The sequence below is a fragment of the Paracoccus saliphilus genome (assembly GCF_028553805.1).
GTDB lineage: Bacteria > Pseudomonadota > Alphaproteobacteria > Rhodobacterales > Rhodobacteraceae > Paracoccus > Paracoccus saliphilus.
In genome coordinates this window covers 572,616-589,424 of record NZ_CP067140.1, presented here as the reverse complement: position 1 = coordinate 589,424, position 16,809 = coordinate 572,616, and the positions used below count along the sequence as shown (strand labels likewise).

The 16,809-nt window shown below is 60.3% G+C and carries 20 protein-coding genes and 1 tRNA gene; 9 read left to right on the top strand and 12 right to left on the bottom strand.

The window, feature by feature from the left end; all coding sequences use genetic code 11:
* Nucleotides 1–31: 31 nt before the first annotated feature.
* Entirely contained in the window at nt 32–535 is a 504-nt protein-coding gene (locus JHX88_RS02770) for a type III secretion system chaperone family protein (protein WP_076522697.1), read from the bottom strand.
* Between the two features lie 206 nt (nt 536–741).
* Here JHX88_RS02770 and cobD point away from each other — a divergent pair, with 206 nt between their 5' ends.
* The 6 genes from cobD to JHX88_RS02740 all read left to right on the top strand — a co-directional run bounded on the left by cobD (nt 742) and on the right by JHX88_RS02740 (nt 4,989).
* Nucleotides 742–1,707, top strand: coding sequence for a threonine-phosphate decarboxylase CobD (cobD, locus tag JHX88_RS02765; protein ID WP_076522695.1), 966 nt, complete (start codon nt 742–744; stop codon nt 1,705–1,707).
* Nucleotides 1,708–1,773: 66 nt separating this feature from the next.
* Nucleotides 1,774–2,244, top strand: coding sequence for a hypothetical protein (locus JHX88_RS02760; RefSeq protein WP_076522694.1), 471 nt, complete (start codon nt 1,774–1,776; stop codon nt 2,242–2,244).
* A 93-nt stretch (nt 2,245–2,337) separates the two neighbouring features.
* Nucleotides 2,338–3,243, top strand: coding sequence for a polyphosphate kinase 2 (gene ppk2, locus JHX88_RS02755; protein WP_076522693.1), 906 nt, complete (start codon nt 2,338–2,340; stop codon nt 3,241–3,243).
* Between the two features lie 80 nt (nt 3,244–3,323).
* Entirely contained in the window at nt 3,324–4,193 is an 870-nt protein-coding gene (locus JHX88_RS02750) for a PhzF family phenazine biosynthesis protein (RefSeq protein WP_076522967.1), read from the top strand.
* The gene (locus tag JHX88_RS02745; RefSeq protein ID WP_076522692.1) at nt 4,190–4,489 is read left to right on the top strand and encodes a DUF1330 domain-containing protein; all 300 of its coding nucleotides are present in this window, start codon (nt 4,190–4,192) and stop codon (nt 4,487–4,489) included. Before JHX88_RS02750 ends, JHX88_RS02745 begins: the two co-directional genes overlap by 4 nt.
* A gap of 38 nt (nt 4,490–4,527) precedes the next feature.
* Entirely contained in the window at nt 4,528–4,989 is a 462-nt protein-coding gene (locus JHX88_RS02740) for a tellurite resistance TerB family protein (RefSeq protein ID WP_076522691.1), read from the top strand.
* Nucleotides 4,990–4,993: 4 nt separating this feature from the next.
* On the opposite strand, the gene JHX88_RS02735 is transcribed toward JHX88_RS02740, so the two are convergent.
* Genes JHX88_RS02735 through JHX88_RS02725 form a run of 3 tightly spaced genes read right to left on the bottom strand, consistent with a single transcriptional unit; the run spans nt 4,994 to nt 8,399 of the window.
* Entirely contained in the window at nt 4,994–6,304 is a 1,311-nt protein-coding gene (locus JHX88_RS02735) for an NAD(P)/FAD-dependent oxidoreductase (RefSeq protein WP_076522690.1), read from the bottom strand.
* A 41-nt stretch (nt 6,305–6,345) separates the two neighbouring features.
* Nucleotides 6,346–7,704, bottom strand: a complete 1,359-nt coding sequence (locus JHX88_RS02730) for a glutamine synthetase family protein (protein WP_076522689.1) — start codon at nt 7,702–7,704, stop codon at nt 6,346–6,348.
* On the bottom strand, nt 7,701–8,399 hold the full coding sequence (locus JHX88_RS02725; protein WP_076522688.1) for a type 1 glutamine amidotransferase: 699 nt from the start codon (nt 8,397–8,399) through the stop codon (nt 7,701–7,703). The genes JHX88_RS02730 and JHX88_RS02725 overlap by 4 nt, the downstream gene beginning before the upstream one ends.
* 143 nt (nt 8,400–8,542) lie before the next feature.
* On the opposite strand from JHX88_RS02725, the gene JHX88_RS02720 reads away from it, so the two are divergent.
* Nucleotides 8,543–9,658: an aminotransferase class V-fold PLP-dependent enzyme gene (locus tag JHX88_RS02720; protein WP_076522687.1), complete on the top strand. Its 1,116-nt coding sequence runs from the start codon at nt 8,543–8,545 to the stop codon at nt 9,656–9,658.
* Nucleotides 9,659–9,709: 51 nt separating this feature from the next.
* Here JHX88_RS02720 and JHX88_RS02715 read toward each other — a convergent pair whose 3' ends face one another.
* From JHX88_RS02715 to rlmB, 3 genes are all read right to left on the bottom strand, one after another.
* Nucleotides 9,710–10,075, bottom strand: coding sequence for a CoA-binding protein (locus JHX88_RS02715; protein ID WP_076522965.1), 366 nt, complete (start codon nt 10,073–10,075; stop codon nt 9,710–9,712).
* Between the two features lie 277 nt (nt 10,076–10,352).
* Nucleotides 10,353–10,763 carry a YHS domain-containing (seleno)protein gene (locus JHX88_RS22280; RefSeq protein WP_366928650.1) on the bottom strand — a complete coding sequence of 137 codons (411 nt, stop codon included), beginning with the start codon at nt 10,761–10,763 and terminating at the stop codon, nt 10,353–10,355.
* A gap of 92 nt (nt 10,764–10,855) precedes the next feature.
* Nucleotides 10,856–11,656, bottom strand: coding sequence for a 23S rRNA (guanosine(2251)-2'-O)-methyltransferase RlmB (gene rlmB / locus JHX88_RS02710; protein ID WP_076522686.1), 801 nt, complete (start codon nt 11,654–11,656; stop codon nt 10,856–10,858).
* A 123-nt stretch (nt 11,657–11,779) separates the two neighbouring features.
* Between rlmB and JHX88_RS02705 the strand changes: the two genes are divergently transcribed.
* Nucleotides 11,780–11,863: transfer RNA gene (locus JHX88_RS02705), tRNA-Tyr, on the top strand.
* Between the two features lie 221 nt (nt 11,864–12,084).
* Here the strand turns inward: JHX88_RS02705 and JHX88_RS02700 are convergent.
* From JHX88_RS02700 to JHX88_RS02690, 3 genes are all read right to left on the bottom strand, one after another.
* Nucleotides 12,085–13,209 (bottom strand): Hint domain-containing protein, encoded by a 1,125-nt coding sequence (locus JHX88_RS02700; protein WP_084202759.1) that lies wholly within the window; start codon nt 13,207–13,209, stop codon nt 12,085–12,087.
* A 159-nt stretch (nt 13,210–13,368) separates the two neighbouring features.
* Nucleotides 13,369–13,842 (bottom strand): Lrp/AsnC family transcriptional regulator, encoded by a 474-nt coding sequence (locus tag JHX88_RS02695; RefSeq protein ID WP_076522685.1) that lies wholly within the window; start codon nt 13,840–13,842, stop codon nt 13,369–13,371.
* Entirely contained in the window at nt 13,839–14,294 is a 456-nt protein-coding gene (locus JHX88_RS02690) for an Lrp/AsnC family transcriptional regulator (protein WP_076522684.1), read from the bottom strand. Before JHX88_RS02690 ends, JHX88_RS02695 begins: the two co-directional genes overlap by 4 nt.
* A gap of 129 nt (nt 14,295–14,423) precedes the next feature.
* On the opposite strand from JHX88_RS02690, the gene ilvC reads away from it, so the two are divergent.
* Nucleotides 14,424–15,446 carry a ketol-acid reductoisomerase gene (ilvC, locus tag JHX88_RS02685; protein ID WP_076522683.1) on the top strand — a complete coding sequence of 341 codons (1,023 nt, stop codon included), beginning with the start codon at nt 14,424–14,426 and terminating at the stop codon, nt 15,444–15,446.
* A 47-nt stretch (nt 15,447–15,493) separates the two neighbouring features.
* On the opposite strand, the gene JHX88_RS02680 is transcribed toward ilvC, so the two are convergent.
* Both JHX88_RS02680 and JHX88_RS02675 read right to left on the bottom strand, forming a co-directional pair.
* A complete protein-coding gene (locus tag JHX88_RS02680; protein ID WP_076522682.1) occupies nt 15,494–16,129 on the bottom strand; it encodes an NrsF family protein in 636 nt (211 codons plus the stop codon).
* On the bottom strand, nt 16,126–16,641 hold the full coding sequence (locus tag JHX88_RS02675; RefSeq protein WP_272848167.1) for a sigma-70 family RNA polymerase sigma factor: 516 nt from the start codon (nt 16,639–16,641) through the stop codon (nt 16,126–16,128). Before JHX88_RS02675 ends, JHX88_RS02680 begins: the two co-directional genes overlap by 4 nt.
* Nucleotides 16,642–16,809: the final 168 nt, after the last annotated feature.

Below are 16,809 nucleotides of genomic sequence, written 5' to 3'. Positions count from 1 at the left end.
CCCTCCTGTCATGCGGGGACCGAATGTCCCCTCATGCCCGTCCGTAGGCCTCGCCCATGGCGATGTCCAGCGCCTCGGATGCAGGGGAATTGGCCCAACCGATCATCTGGAACGCAGGATAGAACCGTTCGCAAGCGCTCACCGCATTGCCGATCATCTCGTCGACCTGCTCCGGCGTTGCCAGGTTGTCACCAGCCAGCACCAACCCGTAACGCCAGACCATCAGCTTCTGTTGCGGCCAGAAGGTGAAGGCGCCTTCCCAAACCTGATCGTTGGCGAGGTTCAACGCCTCGAAAAGCACCGGCAGACGCTCTGCAGGCGGGTCCATGTCGAATGTGCAGATAAGCCGCAACATCTCTTCGCCGGGAGACCATGCCAGCGTCAGGGAATAGCTTCGCCATTGACCTTCCACGATCATCGCGATCTGGTCGTCGGCCAGTCGGTCAAAGTCCCATTCGTGATGCGTGGCGACCGTTTCGACGATGTCGATGGGGTGGATGTCGTCGCTAGGGATAAACTCGCCGGTCTGCGCCATATCTGCCTCCTGCCTGACTGCCAGAGCGATTCCTTGACCGCTAACCCTTGTGGCGACCTCAATACCGGGCGGGATCGCCGGGAAGTGCTTACAATATATCGTGGTTCGGATTGCCTCTGCTGTAAAGCAAAAATATCTGTCACCTTGTAACTAATGAGCGGTTCACCCATCCGGTTCCCGAGGACAAACTGCGAAAGAGGCAAGAAATGCGGCGCGATCATGGCGGCGATATCGATATGGCGGCAGCGCGCTATGGAGAGGGCGACTGGATCGATCTTTCTACTGGAATCAACCGCCGACCCTGGCCGATTGCGGAACTGGAGGATCACGCGTGGCATGCCCTGCCGACCGCCGCTGCACAGCGCCGCCTGACGGAGGTGGCTGCTACTTGGTTTCGCTGCGAACCATCGTCAGTCCTGCCGGTGGCGGGCGCGTCAGCGGCGATCCAACTTATTCCGCGCCTGCTACCGCGCGGACGCGCCGCCATCATTGCGCCCAGCTATAACGAACACGCCGCCAGCCTGCGCTCGGCTGGCTGGACGATCACGGAATGCGCGCGGATCGAGGATATGGCCGGGGCCGATCTTGCCGTCGTGGTCAATCCGAACAATCCCGACGGCCGTGAATGGCAACCCGAACTCCTGACAGAACTTGCCGGGCAGACGGGCTATCTGATCGTGGATGAGAGCTTTGCCGATCCGCGTCCCGATCTGTCGCTTGCCCCCTCATTGCCTGAAAACGCGATAATCCTGCGGAGTTTCGGAAAATTCTGGGGCTTGGCAGGGCTACGGCTTGGTTTTGTCATCGCCGCCCCCGCCATGCTTCGACAGATAGCCGAGTCCGCGGGGCCATGGTCTGTCAACGGTCCCGCATTGGAAATCGGCGCAGCTGCCATGGCCGACCATGGCTGGGCCGATGCGGCGGTGATGTATCATTCGGAAGCGAGCCTTCGCCTGGACCGCCTTGCCATGTCTGTCGGTTGGCATCCAGTTGGTGGCACCCATCTGTTCCGCCTCTATGACGCCGGAGACGCGATTGCAGCGCAAGACCGGCTCGCCCGCGCGCATATCTGGACCCGGCGCTTTCCCTATTCCGATCGCTGGCTGCGGCTTGGGATACCCGGCAGTTCACGGGAATGGGACAGGCTTATCGAGGCTTTTCATTCATTCTGACCCCCGGCCTACTGGTCTTTCGCGGTGGTCTCGGGCAAATTTGCGGTATTCGCCCATGGAGGATCAATGCCCCGCCTGATTACCCTTCTCATGACCGTTCTCATGGGCGCTGCCCCGGTCATGGCGGATGCCCCGCTGATTATCCTGGATCGCACCCAACTTCCCTTCGATCTGGGCCCCGGTCATCCCGAGAATAATCCGGCCAAGCCCTCGAATTCACCCAATGCGTCATGGAACTCGGCCGGAAACACTGCAAACTCCTCCAGCACATGGGGGAACCGCCCATCGAACCCGGCCAATGAAAAACGGCTTATCATCACGGCCGATGGCGGCGTTCTGGGCTATTATGCCGCCAATGCCGGAGGGGTTCTGAACCTGTTCGACCGGAATGGCCGCCGCATCGCCTATCGCCCGGCCAGCGGCACCAGAAGCCTTTTCACCGTAGGCGGGGAGTGGTGCGGCACTGTCGATGAAGGGCACGGCGGCGATTTCGTCCTTGCCGTCACCAAAGGCTGCGCCTCCAGGTTCGGGCGGTAAGGCAGGGTCGCCCGACACTACAACCGATCAGGTCGCGGCCTTAATTCCGTTACATTTCCGCCTTAGACGGGGGACGAAACGCCGGAGAGGATCATGAGCGAACAACCAAAGGACTGGCTGGAAGCCGAGCTTCAGGACACGATCGACGAAGATATCGAAATCGAGATGGAAGACGCCATCCTTTCGGCCGAGATCAAGCGCATCTATCGCAGCCATCATCCCGACCAGATGCCGCGGAAGGAATATTTCCACGAGCTTCTGCGCCTGCAATCGGAACTCATCAAGCTGCAGGACTGGGTCAGCTACCACAAGGAAAAGGTCGTGGTGCTCTTCGAGGGCCGCGACTCGGCCGGCAAGGGTGGTGCGATCAAGCGAATCACGCAGCGCCTGAACCCCCGCGTCGCCCGTGTCGTCGCCCTGCCCGCCCCTTCGGACCGTGAAAAGACGCAATGGTATTTCCAGCGCTACGTGCCGCACCTGCCCGCAGGCGGCGAAATCGTGCTATTCGACCGCAGCTGGTATAACCGCGCCGGGGTAGAACGGGTGATGGGCTTTGCCGACGAAGACCAGGTCGAGCAATTCTTCCAGGACGTTCCCGATTTCGAGCGAATGCTGGTCCGTTCCGGGATACGATTGGTGAAATACTGGTTCTCGATCACCGACGAAGAGCAGCAGATGCGCTTCCTCATCCGTATCCATGACCCGCTGAAACAGTGGAAACTGTCTCCGATGGACCTGCAGTCGCGTGTCCGATGGGAGGCCTATACCAAGGCCAAGGAAGATATGTTCGAACGCACCAATATCCCCGAGGCACCTTGGTATATCGTTCCTGGGAACGACAAGAAACGGGCCCGGCTGAACTGCATGAACCATCTTCTGGAGCTGATCCCATATGCCGAAGTGCCTCATGAGGAGGTCAAGCTGCCCAATCGTGTCTTCAACCCCGACTACGAACGTGAGGTCTTGCCACGCGAACTGTATGTGCCCCAGAAATACTGAACCGGGTCAGGAGGCTGCCCGCCCCCGCCGCGCTGCGCGCGGCTCCCCCGGGATATTGAGATGAAGAAGAAGGGGTGCCCGTGCTTGAATATCATGTTTACGACGTGTTCACCGACCGGCCATTTGCGGGCAACCCGCTGGCCGTGGTCATGGGGGCAGATGGGCTGAGCACTGCGCAGATGCAGGTCATCGCGCGCGAATTCAATCTGTCCGAGACGATCTTCGTGATGGCTCCGCGCGATCCAGCGAATACGGCACGAGTGCGGATATTCTTTCCGACCGCCGAGATCCCCTTTGCAGGCCATCCGACCATCGGCTGCGCGCTGCATCTGGCCAACGGGCAAGACGGGCGGATTCTGCTGGAAGAGGAAGCGGGACTGGTACCGGTCGAGATCCGTGGGGGACAGGCAGAGTTCATTGCCCCGAAGCTGCCCGTCGTGCATCCGGGCAAGACGGATGCCGAACTGATCGCACGGGCTCTGGATCTGCCCGAAGCGGCGGTCGGGTTCGAGGATCACAGACCGGGGATATGGCAAGGCGGTCCAGCCTTTCTCTACGTGCCCATTGCCAGCCTGGCTGATCTGGCAGCCGCACGACCGATCGAACCTTTCTGGTCTCGACTGATGGGCGAGGCACAGGTTGACAGCGCCTATCTCTATACCCCCGAGGATTCGGGCTTCCGTGCCCGGATGTTTTCGCCGACGGCCGGCATTCCTGAGGACCCGGCGACCGGATCGGCCTCGGCCATTCTGGCGGCGCAGCTGCTGGAAAGCGGCGCCCTGCCCGAGGACCAAACGCATATCCCCCTGCAACAGGGAGTCGAGATGGGCCGCCCCTCGCGGATCGGCTTGACCGCCATCCTGCGGCACGGCAGCCTGAGTGAGATCAGGATCAGCGGAAGCGCCGTCCCGGTGGCCGAAGGCCACATCCGTATACCGGAGGAAGCATGACCAAAGCCTATTGGATCGGCCATGTCAGCATAGATGATGCCGAGGCTTACGAAGCATATCGCCAGGCCAACGCCGAAGCCTTCTTGAAATTCGGCGGGCGGTTCCTGGTTCGCGGGGGCGCGCAGGACATTGTCGAGGGCGAAATGCGGCCGCGCTGCGTGGTGATCGAGTTTCCTTCGCTTCAGGCCGCCCGAGATTGCTATCACAGCGCCGAGTATCAGAGGGCCAAGGCTTTTCGGGACCCGGTCAGCGATGTCGACCTGGTGATCGTCGAAGGTTGGACGGGCGACAGCTAGATACTTGTGGTTGCGAAGAAAAACCGTATGATTAAAGCATGTTTCGCAACCTCCTGAATCGCCTCTTCAATGACGACCCACATCCGGAGCCCTTGGCTTCGCCGGATGCCGAAGTGGCGATTGCCGCACTTCTGGTGCGTGTTGCCCGTTCCGATGACCATTACGAACAGGCCGAACGACAACGCATTGACCAGATTCTAGCTCGCAGACGCGGGCTGACATTGGAAGAAGCCGCGGAACGCCGCACCGCGGCAGAGATGATCGAGGCCGAAGCGCCCGATACCGTGCGCTTCACCCGCCAGGTCAAGGAACGGATTGCATTGGATGATCGTGTGGATGTGATCGGCTCGATGTGGGAGACGGCCTATGCCGATACCGAGCGGGCCTCTGACGAGGAAACTTTGATCCGCCTCGTGGCCGGCCTGTTGGGTGTGCCGGATCGGGATTCGGCGCTGGTGCGCCAGAAGGTTCTGCAGGATATGGGGATAACCGAAGGCTGAGAGATCAGAAGCCCAATCGGTCACGCAACCCATACCATGCCATCCCCGCGACCAGCAGCGGCGTTCTGAGCATCGCACCACCGGGAAATGGACGCGTTGGAACCGCAGCCATGGCATCGAAGCCTTCGGCTTGTCCCGCCACCGCTTCGGCCATCAGCCGCCCCGAGAACGTCGCCAATGCGAGGCCATGCCCCGAAAACCCGCTGGCCGAGAGGCAGTTGGGTGCAGGGCGTGCAAAACAGGGCATTCGATTCATGGTGATCGCCAAGGTCCCTCCCCAGGCATGGGTCAATCGAACATCCCGAAGTTGCGGATAGACCGATAGAAGATGCGGGCGCACCACTCCGGCTATATCATCGGGAAAACGATAGCTTACGGTTTCGCCACCACCGAAGATCAAACGCCGCTCATCGTCCAGGCGCCAGTAATTTACCACGAACTTCGTATCGGCAACCGCAGGATTTCGCGGCAGGATTTCAGGAAAACGGACGCCCAGAGGTTCGGTCGCAACGATGTAATTATTGATCGGCATGACGCGGGCAGCGACCTGCGGAGCGATATCCCCCAGATAACCGTTCCCCGCAAGGATCACGTGATCGCAGATCACCTTCCCGGTATCGCAATGGACGGTGCTTTTCTCTCCGGCTTTTCCGCCATGGGTGATGCGATGGACGTGGCTGTTCTCAAAGATACGTGCCCCGGCCCCGTCCGCCAGCCTCGCGATACCGATAGCGAGGTTCAGCGGGTGAAGATGCCCGGCACCCCAATCGACATCGCCACCGATATACGCCTCGCTGCCGATGAGGTCGGCAACTCCCTGATCATCAAGCGGCTCAACATCCGGGTAACCGTAATGCTGCGCCATACGATCAGCGATATGCTTGGCGTGCTCAACCTCGGCCTTGTTGCGGCAGGCATGGGCCACACCGTCGCGAATCGGGACACCGGCCTCACCTGCCAGAGAGCGGACCAGCACCTTTGCCTCCTCGGCGATTTGCCACAGGCGTCGCGCGTCATCCCGGCCCATCTGCGCCTCAAGCCAGTCAACCTCCTGCCGTTGGCCCGATCCCAACTGCCCCCCATTGCGGCCCGAAGCGCCGAAGCCCACGCGATGCGCCTCGAGCAACACCACCTGGAAGCCCTTCCGGGCCAAGTGGAGCGCCGCCGAAAGGCCGGTATATCCGCCTCCGACAACCGCGACATCGACCCGTGTCTCACCCATCAGCATCGGGAAGGGAGCAAGCGTCGTGCTGGTATCGGCATAGAGGCTGGCAGGATACTTGCCACGCCGATCGTTGACATAAAGCAGGTTCATGAAATCTCCGGCAGCCAGAGTGACCGTGGTTTACCCGGCCCTCATACGTTCAGCAGCAGATGTTCCCGTTCCCACGGGCTGATGACCTGCAGGAATTCCTTGTATTCATTGCGCTTCACCGATTCATAGACCGCAGTGAACTCTTCACCCAGAACGCTGCGCATCGCGGCATTCTCGGCCATGATATCCAGGGCATCGCCCAAGTTATAGGGCAGTTCGTCTTGCGACATATAGGCATCGCCCAAATATTCGGCGCGAGGAGCCTCCCCCTCCAGCAGTCCCAGGTAACCGCAGGCCAGCGAGGCGGCGATACCCAGATAGGGGTTGCAGTCCATCCCCGCGAGCCGGTTCTCGACCCGTCGCGCTCCGGGATCAGAGATCGGTACGCGCAGCCCCGTCGTACGGTTGTCGCGCGCCCATTCCAGATTGATCGGCGCCGCGAAATCCGGAACATAACGGCGATAGCTGTTCACATAGGGCGCCAACAGCGCGATTGCCGCCGGCAGATGCCGTTGCATTCCGGCGATGAAATTCAGGAAAGCCGTGGTTTCACGACCCTTCGCATCCGAGAAGATATTTTGCCCGGTTTGCATATCCACAACCGAGTGGTGGATATGCATGGCGCTACCCGGTTCGCCCTCGATCGGCTTGGCCATGAAGGTCGCGAAGCAATCATGGCGCAGCGCGGCCTCGCGGATCAGGCGCTTGAAATAGAACATCTCGTCCGCGAGGGCGACCGGATCTCCGTGATTGAGGTTGATCTCGACCTGTCCCGCCCCGCCTTCTTGCAGGATGCCGTCTATCTCGAAACCCTGTGCTTCGGCGAAGTCATAGATATCGTCGATGACCTTGCCGTATTCATCCACCGCCGACATGGAATAGGCCTGCTTGGCCGCCGCCCGCCTGCCGGTGCGGCCCATTGGCGGGATGATCGGCTGGTTGGGATCCGTGTTGCGAGCGACAAGGAAGAATTCCATCTCGGGCGCGACGACGGGTTTCCAACCCTTGTCCTCGTAAAGCTTGACCACCCGTTTCAGCACATTGCGTGGAGCGATGGGGACCGGATTGCCCTGCTGATCCGTTGCGTCGTGGATGATTTGAAGCGTCCAGTCCGCCGTCCATGGTGCGGCGCTTGCCGTGCTGTAATCGGGGGTCAGAACCATGTCGGGTTCGGTAAAGGCCCCCGTCGGATTATCCGCCCATTCGCCGGTGATCGTCTGCAGGAAGATCGAGTTCGGCAGGTAGAACTTGTCCTGCCGCGCGAATTTCGAAGCAGGCATCGCCTTGCCCCGCGCTACGCCCGCAATATCGGCCACGATGCATTCGACCTCGTCCAGCCGCCGCCCGGCCAGGTATTCGCGCGCCGCCTCTGGCGTGCGATCCATCCATTGCTTGTTCATGCCACGCCCTTCGCTTGTTGCCGGGGCTGTTTGAAGAATGCCTCGACCTGATCGGCCAGTTTGTCCGAATTCCTTGCCTCGCCCATCCGGTTGGCGGCACCGTCAAGCAAGTCTTGCGGCACAACACCCTTGGCGCGCGTATCCATCAACCCCTGCACGAATGCGTCATCGAATTCGGGATGCGGCTGCACGGTATAGGCGCGGTCGTCATAGACCAGCGCGGCATTCTCACATGAATCATTGCGCCCGATAACCTTTGCCCCTTCGGGCAGGGTCACGACCTGATCCTGATGCCAGGCATTCAGGGTTACGGTTTCGCCTTCGAAATCGTAATCCTGCGCGCCGACCACCCATCCGCCGGGATGCTTGACCACCTTGCCACCCAATGCCTGAGCGATGATCTGGTGACCGAAGCAGATGCCGACCTGTGGCACTCCCCCGGCATAGGCGCGCCGGATGAAATCCTCGAGCGGCGGGATGAAGGCGTGATCCTCATAGGCTCCGTGGCGGGAACCGGTCAGCAACCAGCCATCCGCGTCGTGGATGTCCGACGGAAATTCCATCCCCTCGACATGCCAGACACGAAATTCGAAACCACGTCCGTCCAGCAGTTGCATGAACATGTCCGGATAGTCGCCCAGTTCTTCCTTCAGTTGCGCGGGCGACTGGCCGCATTGAAGTATGCCGATACGCATGAATGACCTGCGATGTTGTCTATGATTGCAAGGTAGTCGTCCGGATGGGGTGGCCGCAAGGGGCTGCACCATTTGGTTGGCTGGCAAAGCAGACGGGGACAGGATAGCCTGCGGCCCGAACCGATCACGAAGGAGCAGCGTTCATGTCCGCAATCGACCCCGATGGCCTGCAGGAATTCTCGGTGGTTTTCACCGACCGCTCATTGAATCACATGTCGCAGAAATTCCAGCAGGTCATGCGCGACCTGTCCTCTACCCTGCGCGAGGTCTATAGCGCCGATCAGATCGCCATCGTTCCGGGAGGCGGCAGCTACGCGATGGAGGCCGTTGCACGGCAATTTGGACGCGATGCCCATGCGCTGATCGTCCGCAACGGCTGGTTCAGCTACCGGTGGAGCCAGATCCTCGAAGCGGGCGGTTTTGCCCGTGAAACCACCGTCGCCATGGCCCGCCCCGCCGGAAACGAGCCGCAGCCAGCCTTTGCCCCACCTCCGATTGAAGAAGTGGTCGCCAAAATTCGCGAGGCCCGCCCCGATGTCGTCTTTGCCCCGCATGTCGAGACTTCCGCCGGCCTTATCCTGCCCGATGAATATATCGCCGCGATGGCCGGGGTAGCGCATGAGACAGGGGCGCTCATGGTGCTGGATTGCATCGCTTCAGGGACAATCTGGGTGGACATGAAGGCACTTGGCGTCGATGTCCTGATCTCTGCACCGCAAAAGGGCTGGTCCGCGTCCCCCTCCGCCGGGCTGGTCATGATCTCCGAAGCCGCGGCCAACCGGCTGCAGCAGACCGAGAGCGACAGCTTCGCGCTGGACCTCAGGAAATGGCGGGCCATCATGGCTGCCTACGAGGATGGCGGTCACGCCTATCACGCGACCATGCCGACCGATGCGCTGGTCGGGCTGCACGCGGCAATCGCGGAAACGCGGGAACTGGGCTTCGATGCGGCTCGCGACGCGCAATGGCAGCTCGGCAATGCCGTGCGTGCGATGCTTTCCGAAAAAGGTGTTCGCTCGGTCGCCGCGCCCGGTTTCGGAGCGCCTGGCGTCGTCGTGTCCTATACCGAGGACCCGGAGATCAAGTCCGGCAAGAAATTCGCGACCGAAGGAATGCAGATCGCAGCTGGCGTCCCCCTCGCCGTGAACGAAGGGGACGGTTTCTCGACCTTCCGGCTTGGGCTTTTCGGGCTCGACAAGCTGAAGGATGTCGATGGCACGGTCGAACGGCTGAGAGCCGTTCTGGACAAGGTCCTGTAAGGCATTGCCGGCAGAACCGAACGCCGAAAACCGCCGGGTATGCGGCCGACGTCAGATATGCCGGGGGAACTCGATCTTCGGGCAGCGATCCTGGATCATCTCGACACCGCGTTCGCGAGCCCTGCTCGCGGCCGCGTCATCCCTGACCCCCAATTGCAGCCAAATGACCTTCAAATCGGGCATATGCGCCAAGGCTTCATCGACGATCGGGCCGACGGCCTCGGAACGACGGAAGATATCCACCATCTGAACCCCGGCATCGGCTGGAATATCGGCAAGGCTGGCATAGACCTGCTCATCCAGAATCACGCTGCCTGCATGACCGGGATTGACCGGGATGACACGTATCCCCTGCGATTGCAGGTAACGCGCCACACCCCAGCTGGGCCGGGCCTCGTTGGGCGACAAACCGACCATCGCGACCACCTTCGTGTCACGAGCAATCTGGGCAATCCGTTCGTCCTGATCGATGTCAATCTGCAAGGCGAGCCTCCCTCTCTGCCAGGATGGAGCGTCAACCTTACATAGAAAAGGCGCCCGGTCCAGAATCTGGCCGGGCGCAAGTCGCGGAACGAGGGACAGTGATCCGAACATGACCGTTCCGGGGTCATGTTCTGTGATGTAAATGGGTATCAGTCGGAAAAAGTTCCAGAATATTCGCGAATTCGTGATTAACCCGTGCGAATTTCGGGATTTACTTTACCATGGACCAGGTTTTCCGGGCATCATCCAGTATCTTGTCCGGGGCCTGCGTGATCTTGCGTAGCTCTGCGCCAGAACGCAGCAAATAAAGCTTCCGGTTGATAACGGCAAAAAACCGCGGATCGCCACGCTCTTTCCGCCCATTGGCAAGCGATACGGGGCAGAGTCCCCCGAAAGCGGGGGCGAATTGTCGTGGATCGGCCTCGAATCGGGTCCGATTCTCTTCGGACACGAAATGCCATGACTTCCCCTTCCACATCGTCGCGATATCGCTTCGCCCGGGAACTGCCCGACCGGAGGAGGTGTATCCGACAGCGTCATATCCTCCCAATGCCCAATCATTCGCGATGGAGGGCAAAGCGGAGGCAAAAATCAGCGATATGGAGAGAATCAACGGCTTCATGGTTACCAACATGATAGGAACCACAAGCATTGACAGTATGGCAGGTGATTCTCAATGTCGGGAATGCCATGTCGCATGCTTGTGATGCAGCATCATCTGGCCGCCACATACAGCGCCACCGCAGCAGCGTTCGAAACATTCAGGGAACCGAAATCCGCCGCGAAAGGGATGCGTGCGATATGATCGCAGCTTTTCATCGTCAGTTCCCGCATTCCCGGACCTTCAGAGCCCATGACCAGGCAAACGGCCCGACCAGACAGCCCGGTCAACAGATCGGGCAGGACCGTATCGCCGGAGCCATCCAGCCCGATCAGGATAAAACCCATTTGCTTCAACTGGCTCAACGCTTCGGCCAGATTCGGGACCCGCAGATAGGGCTGACGCTCCAGTGCACCGGATGCGGTCTTGGCCAGGGCGCCGGTTTCGGGCGCCGAATGGCGGGCAGGTGCGATCACTGCGCGCGCACCGAATACCTCTGCTGACCGCAAGATCGCTCCGACATTATGGGGATCGCTGACCCTGTCGAGCGCGACCAGCAAGGGTCGTGCCTCCCCCGGAGCCTCGCGCAATGCAACTTCGCTGAGACTTCCCCATTTCAATGGCTTCACTTCAAGCGCGGCGCCCTGATGGACATTTTCGTCAGACAATGGAACGGTTTTCATGAAAACACGCGGATCGGTCAGTTCCGGTGTCATGCCATGGAGATCACCTAAACGGTCCAACGCATTCCGCGTCACGACCAATCGCAGTTTTTCCCGTTCGGGATTTGCCAAAGCGTCCCGTACGGCGTGCAATCCGAACAGCCACAATGTTTCGGCGCCTGCCGCCCGGCGGGCACGCTCCTTGTCGATGACCCAGTTCGGCTTTTTCGATTTCCGCGGCGTGTCAGCCATTTCGCTTCCCTTCGTTGCACGTCCCTCTCTGCGCGTCTGGACGTTATCGCGCAAGCCCTGGAAATCCGCTTGACGCCCATGAATGAGACCGCTAATCACCCCCACACGCCGATGGCGCTCGGCGGGCGACGTGCTGCAAGGTGCGGCAGCGGACTGTAACTCCGCCGGGGAGACCCACGCCTGGTTCGATTCCAGGGTCGCCCACCACTTTCCCTGGAAATTGACGCGATGCCGGAAGCGATGCCCCCCAAATCTTTTGAGGTTTGATCGTGGATAAACCCTTCCCCAAAGCCATCGGGCCAATGTCTTGAAAAGAGAAACCGCCGGAAGGATTTCATCCTTCTCGGCGGTCATTTCTCGTTTGACGGCAGACGATACCCGGAACGTTCCGGACACATCGTCACCGCACATAAGGCCCCCTGATAACCTTAAACAACCAGTGGCTTACCGTTCTTGACATGCCGGCTGGCCAACTGCCGAACAAGACGCCCATGCGGTATCGGGCGGGCGGCAGGCCTAACCTCGCCCTCCTTCAACTCGGGGAAAAGCGTATATATCTCTTCCAGCGCGGCGGAACCGACAGCCTTGAGAGCCTGAGGGCCAGGATAGAGTGATTCGGTCCACGCACCGTTCGATGACACGATCTGATGATCATCGAAGAGAAAATGAACATAGGTAACCTCGTCGCCCCCTTCGTCCACATCGATGCCATCGATCTCGCAGAGTTGCTTGGCCGCGACCAATACCTCGTCTGTGCCGAACATCCTGTGGGCGATCTGCGAACGTACGAGTATCCGGTGCTGCGGTGAGACCAGTAAATCCGAAGACGGCATCTGATTGCCGAGCGCTCCAGCCCTGATCCGGATCGGACGCAGATTGGGGCTTGCCTCAAGTTCCTGCCCGGTCAGCTTTCGCTGAGCGATCCAGCGGATCGGCTGAAGACCGTTGTCATTGGTCAGAACCAGGTCTCCGACGGCGAGATCGGCCGCCGCGATCGAGCCACGCGCGGTCGAAATCCGGGTCGATGCGGTGAAGCAGGGAAAAATGCCGGGCAAGGCGTATTCGCCGGTCTGGATTTCCAGAACCGTTTCGTCGGTCAGGAGTTTCTGCCCTGAACCTACCGGGAAATCTGCTGCGATGAAGCCGAATTGTCCATCGCCCTCGCTCGGGACATTGGCTGTCAGTGCCATCCACTGTTCTTCGTCCTGCCGAGCATAATAGGCCGCGTCAGGATATCCGATATCCGTGGTATAGCTGTTCCAGGTCGCGCCGTCGTCGGTCGAATACTCGACAATGATCTCCGCCCCCGGAAGCACATCATTCCCGGTGCCATCCGGATTACCGTCCCAACCGAGCCCCTCGTCGCCCTGAACGGTCAACCGCCAGCCGGTGATTTCGCCAAGCTCTGAGATCGCGCCGCTATCGACCAGCCGATCTCCGGGATGATTGTTATTGATCTCCAGTTCCTGGCTTCCAGTGAAACCGCCGGGAAATCCCCCGGTGTTGAAATCGCCAAGCTGATTATTCGCAAAATACAGTTCGTAGGTCGCCATAACTGGTTACCCCTCTTACTCAATACACATGACCGAAGGCCGCAAGCACACACGCGGTTCGCAATGCCTGCTTATGTATTTCGGCGTAGGGATTGACAAGCGCCCGGCTTGCGGCTGATTTGGCCATAGGCAGCTTTCCGCACAGCCCCCGGCCAAGTCTCAGCGGTGCGCAAGCGCGCCCAACGGTCCCGGAAGCCGCTCTTCCGACAGCATCACATTGGCCTCGACCTGCCCAACCCCTGGCAGCGTCATGATACGCCTACGCAGGATACGTTCGAAATCGCTGATGTCACGGGCGGTAATCCGCAGGCGATAGTCGAACTGGCCCAGAACGTGCTGAACCGTCTGCACCTCGGGAATGGCCGTTACCGCACGTTCGAAATCTTCCAGTGAAACCCGCCCCTTGGCCGCAAGGCGAACACCCAGGAAAACAGTTACGCCAAAGCCCAGGGCAGCGTTGTCCACCACCACCCGACGCCCGGCGAGAACGCCCGATTCGCCAAGCTTGCGAATTCGCCGCCACGTGGCCGATTGCCCGATGCCGACTATACGCCCCACTTCGGCTGCGCTCTTGGTGGCGTCCTCCGCCAGAACTCTCAGAATCGCCAGATCCGTCGTGTCCAACCCGCTCATAACGCCAACTCCGCACTGTCCTTGATGGTCGAAACCAGCATCAGCGCATCGCTGTCGGACACATGCGGCAGTGTCAGGATCCGGTCACGGTAAATCTGCTGCCAATGCGTCATGTCGCGCGCGATCACCGACAGGCGCAGGTCGACGCTCCCCAGGAATGTCTGGATTTCGGTCACTTCCGGTACATCGCGCGCCGCCGCGATGAATTCGTCAAGCGCGCGAGGATTGGTCTTGTCTAGCGTAAAGCGTAAACTCACCTCGACCTCCCACCCCAGGGCTCGCCAGTCGATGCGGCCCTGCATGGCGGTAATCACCCCAGCCTCGCGCATTCGCTCCAATCGCCGCCACAGGCTCGCAGCAGTCACCCCTGCCCGCTCCGCAAGCACGGAGTTGGGGGCGTCGGGATCGGCAAGAAGCTGACGCAATATGCGCCGATCCGTTGCGTCAAGCATGAATTTTGCCAATTCTTTACCTTTTGAGCATGAATGCTTATTAAAACTGGCATAAATCGTGAAAAATGAACATCCCAAACGATCAACGAAGTCTATAACTCTGCCACCAGACAGGAAAGGACTTGGACCATGCGCGTTTATTATGATCGCGATTGCGACGTTAACCTGATCAAGGACAAGAAGGTGGCGATCCTCGGCTATGGCAGCCAAGGCCACGCCCATGCGCTGAACCTGCGCGACAGTGGCGCCAAGAACGTGGTCATCGCCCTGCGCGAAGGTAGCTCTTCCGCCGCGAAGGCCGAAGCCGAAGGGCTGAAGGTGATGGGCATCGCCGAGGCCGCCGCATGGTGCGACCTGATCATGTTCACCATGCCCGATGAATTGCAGGCAGAGACCTACAAGAAATACGTTCATGACAATCTGCGCGAGGGTGCTGCAATTGCCTTTGCCCACGGGCTGAACGTGCATTTCGGCCTGATCGAGCCCAAGCCGGGCGTCGATGTCATCATGATGGCCCCGAAAGGCCCAGGTCACACCGTGCGCGGTGAATATGTCAAGGGCGGTGGCGTGCCCTGTCTTGTGGCCGTGCATAACGATGCTTCGGGCAAGGCGATGGATGTGGGCCTGTCCTATTGCTCGGCCATCGGCGGCGGGCGTTCGGGCATCATCGAGACCAATTTCCGCGAGGAATGCGAAACCGACCTGTTCGGCGAGCAGGCAGTGCTCTGTGGCGGTCTGGTCGAATTGATCCGCATGGGCTTCGAGACTCTGGTCGAAGCGGGCTACGAACCCGAAATGGCTTATTTCGAGTGCCTGCACGAGGTGAAACTGATCGTGGACCTGATCTATGAAGGCGGCATCGCCAACATGAACTACTCGATCTCGAACACCGCCGAGTATGGCGAGTATGTCAGCGGCCCGCGCATCCTTCCGTATGAAGAAACCAAGAAACGCATGAAGGAGGTTCTGACCGACATTCAGACCGGTCGTTTCGTGCGTGACTTCATGCAGGAGAACACTGTCGGTCAACCGATGTTCAAGGCCACGCGCCGTATCAATGACGAGCATCAGATCGAACAGGTCGGTGCCAAGCTGCGCGAGATGATGCCCTGGATCAGCAAGGGCAAGATGGTCGACCGCAGCCGCAACTGACCGTCATGGAAAGGGGGCCTCGCGGCCCCCTTTTTCGTTTGCCGATCTTACCAGCGCAGCAGGTAGTGCCCTGCCATTGCACCGATCCCGGTAACGATGAGTATCCCCAGACCGTACCAGGTCAGGAAGAACAACGGCGCATCCTCGGTGCAGTGCAGCGCGTAGATGGCGGCGGACAATCCCCCGACCGCCAGGCCGATACAGGCACCGCAATGCATGGGGGCAGGGCTTGCCCCATCCCGCATCACCCAGATGGCCAATGCCAGCGGCACGGCAGAAATGGAAATGATCGAGGTCAGGCAAGCCTGCCGCGAACTGCCAAGCACGCCGGTCAACACATCAGGGGCAGGGGTGGTGATCACGGACAGCAACAACCACGCTACCGCAGCGATCCCGGTGGCGAGCGCGATCCAGAGCATCGGAACCCTCCGGGTCTGGGGCCGGGTCAGCCTGGCGGCGGCCACAATCGCGGGAAGAGCAACACCAAGAGGCAGCAGCCATTTCATCATGGTCACCGGCGCCGACATCGCTTGCATCAAATCGCCCCGCACCCCCAGGATCAGCAATGCCATCGCAGCGGGCAGCACAAGCCCTGCAACAGTAAAGCCAAAAACGCGCGGCGGGACCTGACGGGGCACGACCGTGTCGCCCGCAAGAATGGCTATCAACTGATCGGTTTTCATAACCCCTCCTCCTTCCGGACCACCGCAAGCCGCTTGAGCGCCCGGTGCAGTGCCACGCGCAAAGCTCCCGAAGCCAGCCCGAGGCGACGGCCGCATTCCTCGTTGCCGCGCTCTTCCAGCGCCAGGCATCGCAGGAGTGCCGCGTCCCGTTCGGGCAGGCGGTCGATCAGGACCTCGGCGTCGCGGTTCTCCAGGGGATCGTCGACAGCATCCGCTTCGAGCTGATCGGCGAACTCGTCCACCGGCACATGCACGGCGCGCCCCTTGCGGCGAAAGGCATCCACCAGCTTGTGCCGCGTGATGGCATAGACCCATGGCCGCAAAGGCTGCGTCGGGTCCCATGTCCCTCGCTTGAGATGTATGGCCATCAAGCTGTCCTGCACCACATCCTCACACCAGTCCAAATCCATACCGGATGCTCGCGCGCGGACGATCCCACGCAGCACCGGCGTCATTTCGGTCAACAGGCGCTGATAAGCCGCGGCATCGCCGCGCAGGGCCGACCGCATCATGTCTGACCAATCAGACCTTGCTCTCGGCGCACCCTTACTGTCCTGCATTACACTACCCTACGTATTGCGGCCTCACATCGTTACACCGCAGTGCCGGAAAATGACAACTTCACCTATCCGTGATCCCGGTAACGATCACCGGAAGCGCAGCGAATGGTCCCTCAGGCG

Coding starts and splice junctions, on each gene's coding strand:
- JHX88_RS22280 (WP_366928650.1), bottom strand. CDS start 10,763: ATGAAGCCGTTGATTCTCTCCATATCGCTGATTTTTGCCTCCGCTTTG.
- JHX88_RS02735 (WP_076522690.1), bottom strand. CDS start 6,304: ATGAACCTGCTTTATGTCAACGATCGGCGTGGCAAGTATCCTGCCAGC.
- JHX88_RS02745 (WP_076522692.1), top strand. CDS start 4,190: ATGACCAAAGCCTATTGGATCGGCCATGTCAGCATAGATGATGCCGAG.
- rlmB (WP_076522686.1), bottom strand. CDS start 11,656: ATGGCTGACACGCCGCGGAAATCGAAAAAGCCGAACTGGGTCATCGAC.
- JHX88_RS02730 (WP_076522689.1), bottom strand. CDS start 7,704: ATGAACAAGCAATGGATGGATCGCACGCCAGAGGCGGCGCGCGAATAC.
- JHX88_RS02760 (WP_076522694.1), top strand. CDS start 1,774: ATGCCCCGCCTGATTACCCTTCTCATGACCGTTCTCATGGGCGCTGCC.
- JHX88_RS02725 (WP_076522688.1), bottom strand. CDS start 8,399: ATGCGTATCGGCATACTTCAATGCGGCCAGTCGCCCGCGCAACTGAAG.
- JHX88_RS02770 (WP_076522697.1), bottom strand. CDS start 535: ATGGCGCAGACCGGCGAGTTTATCCCTAGCGACGACATCCACCCCATC.
- JHX88_RS02695 (WP_076522685.1), bottom strand. CDS start 13,842: ATGAGCGGGTTGGACACGACGGATCTGGCGATTCTGAGAGTTCTGGCG.
- JHX88_RS02690 (WP_076522684.1), bottom strand. CDS start 14,294: ATGCTTGACGCAACGGATCGGCGCATATTGCGTCAGCTTCTTGCCGAT.
- JHX88_RS02740 (WP_076522691.1), top strand. CDS start 4,528: ATGTTTCGCAACCTCCTGAATCGCCTCTTCAATGACGACCCACATCCG.
- JHX88_RS02720 (WP_076522687.1), top strand. CDS start 8,543: ATGTCCGCAATCGACCCCGATGGCCTGCAGGAATTCTCGGTGGTTTTC.
- ppk2 (WP_076522693.1), top strand. CDS start 2,338: ATGAGCGAACAACCAAAGGACTGGCTGGAAGCCGAGCTTCAGGACACG.
- JHX88_RS02680 (WP_076522682.1), bottom strand. CDS start 16,129: ATGAAAACCGATCAGTTGATAGCCATTCTTGCGGGCGACACGGTCGTG.
- cobD (WP_076522695.1), top strand. CDS start 742: ATGCGGCGCGATCATGGCGGCGATATCGATATGGCGGCAGCGCGCTAT.
- JHX88_RS02715 (WP_076522965.1), bottom strand. CDS start 10,075: ATGGTCGGTTTGTCGCCCAACGAGGCCCGGCCCAGCTGGGGTGTGGCG.
- ilvC (WP_076522683.1), top strand. CDS start 14,424: ATGCGCGTTTATTATGATCGCGATTGCGACGTTAACCTGATCAAGGAC.
- JHX88_RS02700 (WP_084202759.1), bottom strand. CDS start 13,209: ATGGCGACCTACGAACTGTATTTTGCGAATAATCAGCTTGGCGATTTC.
- JHX88_RS02675 (WP_272848167.1), bottom strand. CDS start 16,641: ATGATGCGGTCGGCCCTGCGCGGCGATGCCGCGGCTTATCAGCGCCTG.